The sequence below is a fragment of the Citrobacter sp. CK188 genome (assembly GCF_030333525.1).
Taxonomy (GTDB): Bacteria; Pseudomonadota; Gammaproteobacteria; order Enterobacterales; family Enterobacteriaceae; genus Citrobacter_B; species Citrobacter_B koseri.
The window spans coordinates 403901-418372 of record NZ_JAOWFU010000034.1 but is presented as its reverse complement, the minus strand read 5'-3'; the positions used below and the strand labels follow the sequence as shown (position 1 = coordinate 418372).

Below are 14472 nucleotides of genomic sequence, written 5' to 3'. Positions count from 1 at the left end.
ATACGCCATTGCGTTATCGGGCATTTTGCCGGATGCGGCGTGAACGCCTTATCCGGCCTGCCTGTTCTGTAGTCGGGCCGTTGATCACTTCTCTTTCCCTCGACCGTACATTCCCTGAAATAACTGCGCGACATCGACAAAATAGTCTGTCAGATAGTTAATCACCACCTGCACCTTCAGCGGCAACTTATCTTTTTCGGTATACAGCGCGTAAACCGGGCGTGGATCGGACTGGTAGCGGGGCAGCAGGATCTCCAGTTCTCCGCTGTTGATCTCATTGATCACCCACATCAACGGAACGTAGGCGATCCCGGCGCCTGCGGTCAGCCAGCGGCTGAGCGTCATCGGATCGTTGGTGACGAAGCGTCCTTGTGGGATCAGCCGGGTGGAGATCCCTTCCGGAGCAATCAACTCAAACTCGTTATCCGGGCGCACGCTGTATTCCAGCCATGAGTGATTGCTGAGGTCGGCGGGTTTTTCCGGCACGCCAAATTGTGCGAGATAGCTTTTGGCGGCGCACACCACCATCGGCATTGCCCCCAGACGGCGTGAAAACAGGCTGGAGTCCTGCAACGCACCGACGCGAATCACCACGTCCAGACCATCGGCGATCAGGTCCGGCGCCGGGATGCCGGTCACCAAGTTAACCGTCAGGCCAGGGTACTCTTTCAGCATTTTGGCCGTTAACCCGGCGAGGACATTTTGTGCCATGGTTGAAGAACAACCAATTCGCAGGGTGCCGATAGGCGTGTTGTTGAAGGCATAAAGCTGCTCATGGACATCCTGTACTTCGTGCAGCATCCGACGGCAACCCTGATAATAAATTTTACCGGCCTCGGTCAGCCCAATGCTGCGCGTACTGCGGTTTAGCAGCTTAACCTGTAGCTCATCTTCCAGTTTTGCCACGGTCTGGCTGATAGAGGAAACGCTCATTTGTAGCTGTCTGGCAGCGGCGGTAAAGGAGCCAAATTCAACGACTTTGGCGAACACCGACATGCGTTTTAATCTTTCCATTATTCACTCTGGCTTAAAAGTGATTTAGATCACATATTATAGATAACAGCATAACAGTTACGTTAATATATTATTATTCAAATAACCGCTATGCCGCTCTCGCCTGGCTTTCCACGCCCTTCCCTGCGGTGGCATTGGCTGAAAACTGTATCGCCTGCACTCTCTTTATAAATCAAGGTCAACATGAGTCTGTTTCCCGTTATCGTGGTGTTTGGTCTCTCCTTCCCACCGATATTTTTCGAATTGCTTTTGTCACTGGCGATTTTCTGGCTGGTGCGCCGGATGCTGGTTCCAACCGGCATTTATGACTTCGTCTGGCATCCGGCTCTGTTTAATACCGCGCTGTATTGCTGCCTGTTCTATTTAATATCGCGCTTGTTCGTTTGAGGTAGAAGTGAAAACACTAACAAGAAAACTCTCTCGTACGGCCATCACGCTCGTACTGGTCATTCTGGCCTTCATCGCAATTTTTCGTGCCTGGGTCTATTACACCGAGTCGCCGTGGACGCGTGACGCGCGCTTCAGCGCCGACGTGGTTGCCATTGCGCCAGACGTCGCGGGCCTTATCACCAACGTGAGTGTGCATGATAACCAGCTGGTGAAGAAAGACCAGATACTGTTCACCATCGATCAGCCGCGCTATAAAAAAGCCCTCGAAGAAGCGGAAGCTGACGTTGCCTACTACCAGGTGCTGGCACAGGAAAAACGCCAGGAGGCTGGCCGCCGTAACCGCCTTGGCGTCCAGGCGATGTCGCGTGAAGAGATCGATCAGGCCAATAACGTTCTGCAAACCGTATTACATCAGCTTGCCAAAGCGCAGGCGACGCGCGATCTGGCAAAATTAGACCTCGAACGTACCGTGATTCGCGCCCCTGCTGACGGTTGGGTCACCAACCTGAATGTCTACACCGGCGAGTTTATTACCCGTGGCTCAACGGCGGTTGCGTTGGTGAAACAGCACTCTTTCTACGTGCTGGCCTATATGGAAGAGACCAAACTGGAAGGCGTCCGTCCAGGCTATCGCGCAGAGATAACGCCGCTTGGCAGTAACAAAGTGTTGAAAGGCACCGTTGACAGCGTGGCGGCTGGGGTCACTAACGCCAGCAGCACGCGTGACGCCAAAGGGATGGCGACCATCGACTCCAATCTGGAGTGGGTACGTCTGGCGCAGCGTGTTCCGGTACGTATCCGTCTGGACGATCAGCAGGACAACCTGTGGCCTGCCGGGACAACCGCAACCGTTGTGATTACCGGCAAGCAGGATCGTGATGAAACGCAGGACTCCTTCTTCCGTAAAATGGCGCACCGTCTGCGCGAGTTTGGTTAATCACCATGGGTATCTTCTCCATTGCCAACCAGCATATCCGCTTTGCGGTAAAACTGGCATGCGCCATCGTCCTGGCGCTGTTTGTTGGCTTTCACTTTCAGCTTGAGACGCCGCGCTGGGCGGTGCTGACCGCCGCGATTGTCGCCGCAGGCCCGGCATTCGCCGCCGGTGGGGAACCCTATTCCGGCGCGATTCGCTATCGCGGGATGCTGCGTATCATCGGGACATTTATTGGCTGTATCGCCGCGCTGACCATTATCATCACCATGATTCGCGCGCCGTTATTAATGATTCTGGTGTGCTGTATCTGGGCGGGATTTTGTACCTGGATCTCCTCGCTGGTGCGGGTTGAAAACTCCTATGCATGGGGGCTGTCCGGGTATACGGCGCTGATCATCGTCATTACTATTCAGGCGGAGCCACTACTGACGCCGCAGTTCGCGGTTGAACGTTGCAGCGAGATCGTGATTGGTATCGTCTGCGCCATTATGGCGGATCTGCTCTTTTCGCCGCGTTCAGTGAAACAGGAAGTGGATCGTGAAGTCGACGGTCTGCTGGTGGCGCAATACCAGCTGATGCAGCTGTGTATTAAGCACGGCGACAGTGAGGAAGTGGACAAAGCCTGGGGCGATCTGGTGCGGCGGACGGCGGCGCTGGAAGGCATGCGCAGCAATCTCAATATGGAGTCATCGCGCTGGGGGCGCGCCAACCGCCGCCTGAAAGCGCTGAATACGCTCTCGTTGACGCTGATCACCCAGTCCTGTGAAACATACCTGATTCAGAACACTCACCCGGAGTTGATCACCGACACCTTCCGCGAGCTGTTCGAAACGCCCGTCGAAACCGCGCAGGACGTACATAAACAGCTTAAGCGGATGCGTCGCATCATTGCCTGGACCGGCGAACGTGAAACGCCCGTAACCCTTTACACCTGGGCCGGTGCGGCGACGCGCTATCTGCTGCTAAAGCGCGGCGTGATTGGCAACGCCAAAATCAGCGTGACGGAAGAGGAAGTGTTGCAGGGCGAGCCCGTCGTGAAGGTGGAATCTGCCGAGCGCCATCACGCGATGGTTAACTTCTGGCGTACCACGCTGTCCTGTGTGCTGGGCACCTTATTCTGGCTGTGGACGGGCTGGACGTCGGGAAGCGGCGCGATGGTGATGATTGCGGTCGTCACGTCGCTGGCGATGCGCTTACCCAACCCGCGCATGGTCGCAATCGACTTTATTTACGGGACGCTGGCGGCGCTGCCGCTGGGTCTGCTCTATTTTTTAGTGATCATCCCGAATACGCAGCAAAGCATGTTGCTGCTGTGTCTGAGCCTGGCGGTGCTGGGATTCTTCCTCGGGATCGAAGTCCAGAAACGGCGGCTGGGTTCGATGGGGGCGCTGGCCAGTACCATTAACATCATCGTGCTGGACAACCCAATGACCTTCCACTTCAGTCAGTTCCTTGACAGCGCGCTCGGGCAGATTGTGGGGTGCATGATGGCGTTTATCGTCATTCTGTTGGTTCGTGATAATTCACGCGACAGAACCGGACGTGTGCTGCTTAACCAGTTCGTTTCCGCAGCGGTGTCTGCGATGACCACCAACGTTGTGCGCCGTAAAGAGAACCACCTTCCGGCGCTGTATCAGCAGTTGTTCTTGTTAATGAACAAATTCCCGGGCGACCTGCCGAAGTTTCGTCTGGCGCTGACGATGATCATTGCGCACCAACGTCTGCGTGATGCGCCCATCCCGGTCAATCATGATTTATCTGCTTTTCACCGCCAGCTCCGGCGTACGGCCGATCATGTGATTTCAGCCGGAAATGACGATAAGCGTCGGCGCTACTTTGGACAACTGCTGGATGAGCTTGATGTCTATCAGGAAAAATTGCGAGTCTGGGAAGCGCCGCCACGGGTGACGGAGCCGGTAAAACGGCTATCCGGCATGTTGCACAAATATCAGCACGCCTTGACGGATAACTAACACTCAGGAGCCGACGCCAAAAGCGTCGGTTTTTTTGTGGCTATACTTATCTGACGTGCGAAAAACATGACATCAGGAGGAGAAAGAACCATGCAAACGCTCCAGGACAACGAACTTTTTCAGACGGGATATCTGGTTGATGGACTTTGGAAAACGCTGGATAACACCTTCGATGTTCTTAATCCGGCAACCGGTGAAACGATAGCCGCCGTTGCCAAAGCCGGTAAAAAAGAGACCGAAGAGGCGATTGCGGCGGCGGCAAAAGCCTTCCCTGCCTGGCGGGCCAAAACGGCAAAAGAGCGCTCGGCCATTCTGTATCGCTGGTATGAACTGATCATTGAGCATAAATCCTGGCTGGGCCGTCTGATGACCACTGAGCAGGGGAAGCCGTTGAAAGAGGCAGAAGGCGAAGTGGAGTACGCCGCCAGTTTCATCCAGTGGTTTGCTGAACAGGCCAAGCGGGCAAATGGCGAAATAATCCCGCCGATCAAACCCGGATCGCGGATCTTTGCCACCCGTGAACCGATTGGCGTCGTGGCGGCGATTACGCCGTGGAACTTCCCGATGGCAATGTTGACCCGTAAATTAGGCCCGGCGCTGGCGGCAGGCTGTACGGGGGTCATTAAACCGGCGAATAACACGCCGCTTAGCGCATTCGCCTTGCTGACGCTGGCGAAGAAAGCTGGCGTACCTGACGGCGTGCTGAACGCCGTCGCGGGCAATACCCCAGAGATCAGCGACGCCATTATGGCCAGCCACGAGGTGCGCAAAATCTCCTTTACCGGATCGACCGCCGTTGGGAAAACGCTGGTGCGTAACGCGGCTGACACGATGAAGAAAGTCTCGATGGAACTGGGGGGCAATGCGCCGTATATCGTGTTTGACGATGCGGATATTGACGCTGCGGTACAGGGGGCGATCGCCAATAAATTCCGCAACGCGGGGCAGGTGTGCGTCAGCGTTAACCGTTTCTATATCCATGAGTCGGTCTATGACGAATTTACCCGCAAGCTGGCGGATGCCGTACAAAAACTGAAGGTCGGAAACGGTCTGGAGGAGGGCGTGATCGTCGGCCCGCTGATTGAACCGGCGGCTGTCGATAAAGTGCGTGAGCACGTTGAGGACGCTATCGCAAAAGGGGCGAAGGTGCTGGCAGGCGCTAAAGCGCATTCGTTAGGCGGGAATTTCTGGCAGCCCACCGTACTGGGCGACTGTGTCGATGGGATGAAACTGGCCAGTGAAGAGACCTTCGGGCCGGTCGCGGCCTGCTTTCGTTTTACCAGTGAAGACGAGGTCATTCAGCGCGCCAACAATACGCCGTTTGGCCTGGCGGCTTACTTCTACACGCAAAATTTACAACGCGTATTCCGTGTTTCCCAGGCGATTGAAAGCGGCATGATTGGGATTAATGAATGCGCCGTATCAACCGAGCTGGGGCCATTTGGCGGGGTGAAAGAGTCGGGTCTGGGGCGTGAAGGATCGGTGCTGGGGCTTGAAGAGTTTCTGGAAGTGAAGACCCTGCACATCGGCGGCCTGTAATGTGACTGCGTCGGGGATGGTGGCTGGCTATGAACATCTATACCTTTGATTTTGATGAAATAGAAGACCAGAACGATTTTTACCGCGAATTTACGCGGATGTTTGGCCTTGCCAGAGAGAAAGTCGGCGATCTTGATTCTCTATGGGATACTCTCATGAGCGAGGTGCTGCCATTGCCGCTGGAGATTGAGTTTGTTCATCTGCCGGAAAAACTGCGCAGGCGTTACGGCGCGCTGATTTTGCTGTTTGATGAAGCAGAAGAGGAACTGGAAGGGCAGCTGCGGTTTAATGTTCGCCATTCGTGATGACAAACATAAAAAAGCCCCCGGCAGTCGGGGGCAAGTCGTCGGACTAGACGACGAGGGTTTATTTGTAAAGTTCTGCCGTAGCGTGCCAGTTGTCGCCGCTACGTGCTTCAGTAATCTGATAGGCGGATGCGCCGTTTGCTTCTGCTTTTTTGTTCAGCATTTCATGCATATCCATCGGGGAAGAACCGATAGCGCTTACGGAAACAGAGCCGATAGCCTGACGGCCTTGCGCTTGTTCTGCGTTGATGGATTCGGCTGCGAATGCGCCAAAAGAGAGAACGGACAGAACGCTTAATGCTGCAACAGTAGTTTTGATTTTCATGATTTTTACCTCGTCGAATTCTTTTATTAGGGTCTGTGTTTCGTGACCCTCATCACAAAATCAAGTATACACTAATCACGCGATTAATTAATATCACGCTAATGGTTTCATGGGTTATTGTGTGTTAATGATTTGTTTTTTTATAACCGTATGGAATTAAAAACGTGTTAAAAAGCGTGTGATTAAGATTAAATGCAATAAAATCATAAGGATATGAAATTTTGCAATTTGTGCGTTTTTTCCAATGCACATTCACCATGTAAATGATTTTTGACGGTTAAACGCACTATTTGTTAAATGACAGGCAGTGAAAAATGACGGCAGAAGAGGTGGCGGCAGGTTTTTTCCCCGTCGCGCTTAACGACGGGGAGAAGGGATTACAGCTCTTGTTCGAACAGTTCCAGAATGGCTTCGTACAGATCTTTCACCGTAAAGCCATTCGCGGGGGTGGTGAAAATGGTGTCGTCACCGGCAATGGTCCCGAGGATGCCTTCCGCTTTCCCCAGCGAGTCCAGCAGACGCGCGATCAGCTGTGCGGCGCCAGGACTGGTATGGATCACCACAACAGCATCGTTGTAGTCGATATCTAACACCAGATTCTTTAAAGGGCTGGAGGTGGTTGGCACGCCTAGCTCAGCCGGGAGACAGTAGACCATCTCCATTTTTGCGTTGCGGGTACGCACCGCGCCGAACTTGGTCAGCATGCGCGAGACCTTGGACTGGTTGATGTTATCAAAGCCCTGATCCTGTAACGCGAGGACGATTTCGCCCTGTGAACTGAATTTTTCTTCTTTGAGTAGCGCTTTGAACGCCTTGACTAATTCTTCTTGTTTAGCCGAGCTTCGCATAAGTCACCCGTAATATGAGGATGGAAACAACATTATTATGCATACAGATGAATTTTTATGCAAACAGTCTGCCTCGCCGGAGGCTGAAATAATGTTATGAAAGAGCGGAATTCTATCAAATTCCGTTATCAAGAAACATGCCTGCGTCACGGCGCGCAAATAAGCTTAAAAGTAAATTAAATGTTATCAAATTGATGTTGTTTTGGAGGGGCAGTAGAGTATATTGTCAGCACCTGTTGGAAAGTTGTTCTGTGGTTCAGGCGCTTTTGAATTACGTAAATTAGCTTTTTTATTACGTAAGTTAAATGCATAAAAGCCAAATTTGCGTGACTACGCATTCTTGACGCGTGGTGGTTGTATTCATTGGATTTGTGAATTATGGTCGCCGCCGCGGAGCAACAAACACTTAGCTTATCAATATAATAAGGAGTTTAGGATGAAAGTCGCAGTCCTCGGCGCTGCCGGCGGTATCGGCCAGGCGCTTGCACTACTGTTAAAAACCCAACTGCCTTCAGGTTCAGAACTCTCCCTGTACGACATCGCTCCAGTGACCCCAGGAGTGGCCGTTGACTTGAGCCATATCCCTACAGCAGTAAAAATCAAAGGTTTCTCCGGCGAAGACGCGACCCCGGCGCTTGAAGGCGCAGACGTCGTACTGATCTCAGCTGGCGTGGCGCGTAAACCGGGTATGGATCGTTCCGATCTGTTTAACGTCAACGCAGGTATCGTGAAGAACCTGGTACAACAGATCGCAACGACCTGTCCGAAAGCCTGTGTAGGCATCATCACCAACCCGGTGAACACTACCGTCGCTATCGCTGCTGAAGTGCTGAAAAAAGCAGGCGTTTACGACAAGAACAAACTGTTTGGCGTGACCACGCTGGACATCATCCGCTCCAACACCTTTGTCGCGGAACTGAAAGGCAAACTGCCGACCGACGTTGAAGTTCCGGTTATCGGCGGTCACTCTGGCGTGACCATTCTGCCGCTGCTGTCGCAGATCCCGGGCGTCAGCTTCACCGAGCAGGAAGTGGCTGACCTGACCAAACGTATCCAGAATGCGGGTACGGAAGTGGTTGAAGCGAAGGCTGGCGGCGGATCGGCAACCCTGTCTATGGGTCAGGCTGCTGCGCGCTTTGGTCTTTCTCTGGTGCGCGCGCTGCAAGGCGAGAAGGACGTGGTGGAATGTGCCTACGTTGAAGGTGACGGCCAGTATGCGCGCTTCTTCTCTCAGCCGCTGCTGCTGGGTAAAAACGGCGTGGAAGAGCGCAAGTCTATCGGCAAACTGAGCGCGTTTGAACAGAATGCGCTGGAAGGTATGCTGGATACGCTGAAAAAAGATATCGCCCTGGGCGAAGAGTTCGTTAACAAGTAAGCGCTTTTGTGCAGGCCGGATAAGACGCGTTTGCGTCGCCGTCAGGCCTGGCGATAATGCCGGATGGCGGTGTAAACACCTTATCCGGCCTACAAGTTAATCGAGACACAGTAAAAAACCGGAGATGACTCCGGTTTTTTTATTATGTTAATTTGTCGCCGGGTATTCCTGAATGGTGACCTGGAGCGTCAGCTTTTTATCGTCACGCATCACAATCACCGGGATCACCGAACCTGGGCGTATTTCAGCAACCTGATCCATAGTCTCCAGAGCGGAAACGGCAGGTTTGTTGTTGACTGAAATGATCACATCATTGACCTGAATACCCGCCTGCGCAGCCGGGCCATCCGGCGACACTTCATTGACCACAATCCCCTGGATTTGATCCATCCCGGCGCCCTGCGCATGCAGCGGCGCGATTTCTCGCCCACCGATGCCGATATAACCGCGAATCACGCGACCATCGCGGATCAGCTTATCCATAATCTTGGTCGCTAACTGGAACGGGATTGCAAAACCGATCCCTTCCGGCGTCTCGCCGTCGTTACTCTTATCAAATGACAGGGTGTTAATGCCCATCAGTTCGCCCAGCGAGTTAACCAGCGCTCCGCCGGAGTTACCGTGGTTGATGGAGGCGTCCGTTTGCAGGAAGTTTTGTCGTCCGGTCGGGTTCAGACCGATACGCCCGGTGGCGCTGATGATCCCCTGAGTAATGGTCTGCCCCAGGTTATACGGGTTGCCGATGGCCAGAACCACATCACCAATATGCGGTGAGCGTTTCGTGTTGATCGGGATTGTCGGCAGACCGCCCGTGGCATTAATCTTTAACACCGCCAGATCCGTCAGCGTATCCGAACCAACCAGCAGCGCTTCAAACACGCGTCCATCCTGTAGGGCGACGATGATCTGATCCGCATCGTTGATCACATGCTTATTGGTGATGATGTAACCGCGCTGATCCATGATCACGCCCGATCCCAGCGTGCGGATCTCAAGCTGATTATGCGTGGTGCTGTTCATACTGCGATTATAAACGTTGACGACGGCAGGCGCGGCGCGGCGAACCGCCGAATTATAGCTGGCTGGCGTCTCATCCGCGCTGTCGAATTGCGGTGTGGTCAGGGTATTTATTTTGCGCAGCGAGGGCATGGCCGCCAACAGAATGGCACCCACAATAAGACCAATTGCGACCGAACGTAAGATCTTCACAAACATGATGGAGGCGTCATTAAAAAAGGGAACGGCAGCAGCATACCACGAGTTAACCGGACATCGCACGCGGGGCTGATGTCCGGTTAACGATGACTTAACGCAGGAGCAGGTAAATGTTCTCGTTACCGCGTACGACCTGTAGCGCAATAATCGACGGTTTCGCTTCCAGCACTTTGCGCATTTCCGCAATCGAGTGCACGCGATCGCGGTTAACGCTAATGATCACGTCATCTTTGTGCAAACCGGCCTGGGCGGCGGGACTGCTTTTTTCAACGTTATCAATTTTGATGCCTTTATTGCCGTCTTTTAACTGACCATCGCTCAGCGTTGCGCCCTGCAATGCCGGGGCGATCATCTCCGCGCTGGCGGAGGATGACGTGCTGGTGTCGAGGGTGACTTCGACTTCCAGCGGTTTGCCGTCGCGTAACAGACCGAGCTTCACTTTCGTGCCGGGTTCCGTCGTTGCGATGCGTGAGCGCAGTTCGGCGAAGCTGCTCAGCGGCTTGCCGTTGAGACTGGTGATCACGTCGCCGGATTTCACACCCGCTTTCGCGGAACCTGAACCCGGGAGCACTTCGCTGATGAACGCCCCGCGCTGTACATCCAGCTTGAAGGCTTTGGCGATATCGGCGGTCAATTCCATGCCTTTAATTCCCAGCAGGCCGCGTTTAATTTCACCAAACTGAATCAGCTGTTGCGCCAGCGTGCGCGCCATATTACTCGGAATCGCAAACCCAATGCCGATGCTACCGCCGCCAGGTGCCAGAATAGCGGTGTTGATGCCGATCAGCTCGCCGTTGAGATTCAGCAGCGCGCCGCCGGAGTTGCCGCGGTTAATCGAGGCGTCGGTCTGAATAAAGTTTTCCAGCCCTTCCAGATTCAGCCCGCTCCGGCCAAGCGCGGAGACAATGCCGGAGGTGGCGGTTTGCCCCAGACCAAACGGGTTGCCTACCGCGACGGCAAAGTCGCCGACGCGCAGTTTGTCGGAGTCGGCGATGGCGATTTGCGTCAGGTTGCTGGCGTTCTGGATTTGCAGCAGCGCGATGTCGCTCTGGTCGTCGCTGCCGATCAGTTTAGCGTCAAACTCGCGTCCGTCATTTAACTGAACGCTGATCTTCTGTGCCTGATTAATGACATGGTTATTGGTCAGAACGTAGCCTTTGGCGGCGTCAATGATGACGCCCGACCCCAGCCCTTCGAACGGCTGAGAGGGTTGATCAGGCAACTCGTCGCCAAAAAACTTTTTAAACTCTTCTGGAACCTTCTGACTTTGGGTCGCGGTTCCCTCAACCTTCACGCTAATCACGGCCGGCAGCACTTTTTCCAGCATTGGCGCGAGACTAGGGAGCGCCGCCTGACCGGGAATCTGCGCGGGTATCGATGCGACGGCCTGAAACGGTGCCGAGAGCGTTAACCCGACACTTAACGCTAATGCACTTAACAACGGGGTTTGTTTTTTCATGGAGCCTGCTCTCGTACCTTGAGTGAACGGAAAGACGATTCAAAACAGTTTGATGTTATTGAATTTTCGGCCTGGTAACAATGAGGTTAATGACTAAATAATAGCTGGGACAGGAGAGAAGAGACGGGCGCAATCGCTGCGCCCGAAAAATTTCTTAACGATGTGCGATTAGTCGCGTTTTGCGCCACTACGCAGCAGGCCGGAAGCGCCTTCGGAATAGTCACGCGGCATCTGGACCGGCGCCTGATCGTTACTGGCTTCAGACTCCGCCAGACGGTTACGGAACGGGTTCGATTCCGCAGACAGTTCCGGCAGCAGGCTACTGGAGCTTTTCGCCATGTGCTGATACAGCTGACGATAATCATGCGCCATGGTATCCAGCAGCTCGGCGCTGCGGGCAAAGTGGCTGACCAGCTCTTCACGATACTCTTCCAGCTCAGCTTTATTCTTTTCCAGTTCGTACTGCAATGCCTGCTGTTGGCGTAATTTACGATTACCAAAACGCATGGCTACGGCACCAATGATGATACCGACGACTAACCCAATTAGCGCATATTCCCAGGTCATGAACATCTCCCGTTGTCTTTTGTTTCCGTAGGGTGTTGGCTTTAGGCTCCATGCCTGCGCCTGATTATGCCACTATAACCGCTAATCCCGTAGAAGTGGAATCCCGTGTTTATATCACGTAATGTAGAACGGCCTTTTTTTCGTCAGCCGTGAACGTCGGCACATCGATTTTCAAGGAATAACAATAACATCATGCAAAGCATTTCTCCCACATCGCGTTACCTTCAGGCCCTCAACGATGGCAGCCATCAACCCGACGACGTGCAAAAAGATGCAGTCAACCGACTGGAGTCGATTTACCAGGCGCTGATCGCCAAAACGCCTCCGGCGCCGCAAACCGGCGGACTGATGGCCCGTTTCGGTAAACTGCTTGGCAAACGTGAACCGTCAGCGAATGCGCCGGTGCGTGGTCTGTATATGTGGGGTGGGGTCGGGCGAGGGAAAACCTGGCTGATGGATCTCTTCTATCATAGTCTGCCGGGCGAGCGGAAACAGCGTCTGCATTTCCACCGCTTTATGCTGCGCGTGCATGAGGAGCTGACGGCGCTACAGGGGCAGACCGACCCGCTGGAGATTATTGCCGATCGTTTCAAAGCCGAAACGGATGTGCTCTGCTTTGATGAGTTTTTTGTTTCCGACATCACCGACGCGATGCTGCTTGGCGGCTTAATGAAAGCGCTGTTTGCCCGCGGCATTACCCTGGTGGCGACCTCGAACATCCCGCCGGATGAGCTGTACCGCAATGGCCTGCAACGTACCCGCTTCCTTCCGGCTATCGACGCTATCAAAGCGCATTGCGACATCATGAATGTGGATGCCGGGGTGGATTATCGTCTGCGCACGCTGACGCAGGCGCATCTGTGGCTCTCGCCGCGTAATGACGAAACGCAGCAACAGATGGATAAACTCTGGCTGGCGCTGGCCGGTGCAAAACGTGAGAATGCGCCAACGCTGGAGGTGAATCATCGTCCGCTACCGACGATGGGGGTGGAAAACCAGACGCTGGCGGTTTCCTTCGTCACCTTATGCGTGGACGCCCGCAGCCAGCATGACTATATTGCGCTGTCACGCCTGTTCCACACGGTTCTGCTGTTTGATGTGCCGGTCATGACGCCGCTGATGGAAAGCGAAGCGCGCCGTTTTATCGCGCTGGTGGATGAATTCTACGAGCGCCATGTGAAGCTGGTGGTGAGCGCCGACGCGCCTTTATATGAGATCTATCAGGGCGAACGCCTGAAGTTTGAGTTCCAGCGCTGTTTGTCGCGTTTGCAGGAGATGCAGAGCGAGGAGTATCTGAAACGTTCGCATATGCCGTAGGCCGGATAAGGCGTTTCTCCGCCATCCGGCGCAGGTTGCCTGGTGGCGCTTCGCTTATCAGACCGGCAGAAATGCCCCGCACAAAACCCATTGCAAATCACAAAAAGGGGTCGATCTTTGCCCCTGACTTCTCTATAATCCTGCGACCCCACGTTACAAGAAAGTTTTTTTCCCAAAACTTTTTGTGTGCTGGCATTGGCTATTCGAAGGGGTAGGTTTGCCGGACTTTGTCGTGTGAACCTCAACAATTGAAAACGTTTGGGTGTTCACCAACGTGTAACTATCTATTGGGTAAGCTTTTAATGAAAACTTTTACAGCTAAACCAGAAACCGTAAAACGCGACTGGTACGTTGTTGACGCGACCGGTAAAACTCTGGGCCGTCTGGCTACTGAACTGGCTCTTCGCCTGCGCGGTAAGCACAAAGCGGAATACACTCCGCACGTCGATACCGGTGATTACATCATCGTTCTGAACGCTGACAAAGTTGCTGTAACCGGCAACAAGCGTACTGACAAAGTGTACTATCACCACACCGGTCACATCGGTGGTATCAAACAAGCGACCTTTGAAGAGATGATTGCTCGCCGTCCTGAGCGTGTGATTGAAATCGCGGTTAAAGGCATGCTGCCAAAAGGCCCGCTGGGTCGTGCTATGTTCCGTAAACTGAAAGTTTACGCTGGCAACGAGCACAACCACGCGGCACAGCAACCGCAAGTTCTTGACATCTAATCGGGATTATAGGCAATGGCTGAAAATCAATACTACGGCACTGGTCGCCGCAAAAGTTCCGCAGCTCGCGTGTTCATCAAACCGGGCAACGGCAAAATCGTTATCAACCAACGTTCTCTGGAACAGTACTTCGGTCGTGAAACTGCCCGCATGGTAGTTCGTCAGCCGCTGGAACTGGTCGACATGGTTGAGAAACTGGATCTGTACATCACTGTTAAAGGTGGTGGTATCTCTGGTCAGGCTGGTGCGATCCGTCACGGTATCACCCGCGCTCTGATGGAGTACGACGAGTCTCTGCGTTCTGAACTGCGTAAAGCTGGCTTCGTTACTCGTGACGCTCGTCAGGTTGAACGTAAGAAAGTCGGTCTGCGTAAAGCACGTCGTCGTCCGCAGTTCTCCAAACGTTAATGGGTTTCTGCTCCGGCAGATTACCATTGGCGAAAAAACCCGCTTCGGCGGGTTTTTTTATGGAAAAAA

Annotated in this window: 15 protein-coding genes; 9 read left to right on the top strand and 6 right to left on the bottom strand. The window is 53.6% G+C overall.

The annotated features are described in order from the left end of the window. Positions 1-84: 84 nt before the first annotated feature. Positions 85-1014, bottom strand: coding sequence for an HTH-type transcriptional activator AaeR (gene aaeR / locus OGV67_RS15665; RefSeq protein WP_049010571.1), 930 nt, complete (start codon positions 1012-1014; stop codon positions 85-87). 183 nt (positions 1015-1197) lie between these two features. Between aaeR and aaeX the strand changes: the two genes are divergently transcribed. The 5 genes from aaeX to OGV67_RS15640 all read left to right on the top strand — a co-directional run bounded on the left by aaeX (position 1198) and on the right by OGV67_RS15640 (position 6158). Continuing rightward, a complete protein-coding gene (aaeX, locus tag OGV67_RS15660; protein WP_000051840.1) occupies positions 1198-1401 on the top strand; it encodes a p-hydroxybenzoic acid efflux pump operon protein AaeX in 204 nt (67 codons plus the stop codon). Positions 1402-1408: 7 nt separating this feature from the next. Continuing rightward, on the top strand, positions 1409-2341 hold the full coding sequence (gene aaeA / locus OGV67_RS15655; protein ID WP_012135375.1) for a p-hydroxybenzoic acid efflux pump subunit AaeA: 933 nt from the start codon (positions 1409-1411) through the stop codon (positions 2339-2341). Positions 2342-2346: 5 nt separating this feature from the next. Then, the gene (aaeB, locus tag OGV67_RS15650) at positions 2347-4314 is read left to right on the top strand and encodes a p-hydroxybenzoic acid efflux pump subunit AaeB (RefSeq protein WP_012135374.1); all 1968 of its coding nucleotides are present in this window, start codon (positions 2347-2349) and stop codon (positions 4312-4314) included. Between the two features lie 90 nt (positions 4315-4404). Continuing rightward, complete coding sequence (locus tag OGV67_RS15645) at positions 4405-5853, top strand: NAD-dependent succinate-semialdehyde dehydrogenase (protein WP_115614375.1); 1449 nt, start codon at positions 4405-4407, stop codon at positions 5851-5853. 29 nt (positions 5854-5882) lie between these two features. Beyond that, positions 5883-6158, top strand: coding sequence for a barstar family protein (locus OGV67_RS15640; protein WP_047460936.1), 276 nt, complete (start codon positions 5883-5885; stop codon positions 6156-6158). A gap of 61 nt (positions 6159-6219) precedes the next feature. Here the strand turns inward: OGV67_RS15640 and yhcN are convergent, their stop codons facing one another. Next, positions 6220-6483 (bottom strand): peroxide/acid stress response protein YhcN, encoded by a 264-nt coding sequence (yhcN, locus tag OGV67_RS15635; RefSeq protein WP_012135371.1) that lies wholly within the window; start codon positions 6481-6483, stop codon positions 6220-6222. A gap of 377 nt (positions 6484-6860) precedes the next feature. Continuing rightward, positions 6861-7331: a transcriptional regulator ArgR gene (gene argR, locus OGV67_RS15630; RefSeq protein WP_012135369.1), complete on the bottom strand. Its 471-nt coding sequence runs from the start codon at positions 7329-7331 to the stop codon at positions 6861-6863. Positions 7332-7767: 436 nt separating this feature from the next. Here argR and mdh point away from each other — a divergent pair, with 436 nt between their 5' ends. After that, a complete protein-coding gene (gene mdh, locus OGV67_RS15625) occupies positions 7768-8706 on the top strand; it encodes a malate dehydrogenase (RefSeq protein WP_012135368.1) in 939 nt (312 codons plus the stop codon). Between the two features lie 147 nt (positions 8707-8853). Here mdh and degS read toward each other — a convergent pair whose 3' ends face one another. The 3 genes from degS to zapG form a co-directional block, all read right to left on the bottom strand. Further along, the gene (degS, locus tag OGV67_RS15620) at positions 8854-9921 is read right to left on the bottom strand and encodes an outer membrane-stress sensor serine endopeptidase DegS (RefSeq protein ID WP_012135367.1); all 1068 of its coding nucleotides are present in this window, start codon (positions 9919-9921) and stop codon (positions 8854-8856) included. A 91-nt stretch (positions 9922-10012) separates the two neighbouring features. After that, positions 10013-11380, bottom strand: a complete 1368-nt coding sequence (degQ, locus tag OGV67_RS15615; protein WP_058668160.1) for a serine endoprotease DegQ — start codon at positions 11378-11380, stop codon at positions 10013-10015. Between the two features lie 168 nt (positions 11381-11548). Then, the gene (gene zapG, locus OGV67_RS15610) at positions 11549-11947 is read right to left on the bottom strand and encodes a Z-ring associated protein ZapG (protein WP_042292056.1); all 399 of its coding nucleotides are present in this window, start codon (positions 11945-11947) and stop codon (positions 11549-11551) included. 192 nt (positions 11948-12139) lie between these two features. Between zapG and zapE the strand changes: the two genes are divergently transcribed. The 3 genes from zapE (at position 12140) to rpsI (ending at position 14403) form a co-directional block, all read left to right on the top strand. Further along, complete coding sequence (gene zapE, locus OGV67_RS15605) at positions 12140-13264, top strand: cell division protein ZapE (RefSeq protein ID WP_012135363.1); 1125 nt, start codon at positions 12140-12142, stop codon at positions 13262-13264. A 302-nt stretch (positions 13265-13566) separates the two neighbouring features. Next, positions 13567-13995, top strand: coding sequence for a 50S ribosomal protein L13 (rplM, locus tag OGV67_RS15600; RefSeq protein ID WP_000847556.1), 429 nt, complete (start codon positions 13567-13569; stop codon positions 13993-13995). 15 nt (positions 13996-14010) lie between these two features. Then, on the top strand, positions 14011-14403 hold the full coding sequence (gene rpsI / locus OGV67_RS15595) for a 30S ribosomal protein S9 (protein ID WP_000829818.1): 393 nt from the start codon (positions 14011-14013) through the stop codon (positions 14401-14403). The last annotated feature ends 69 nt before the right edge of the window (positions 14404-14472 follow it).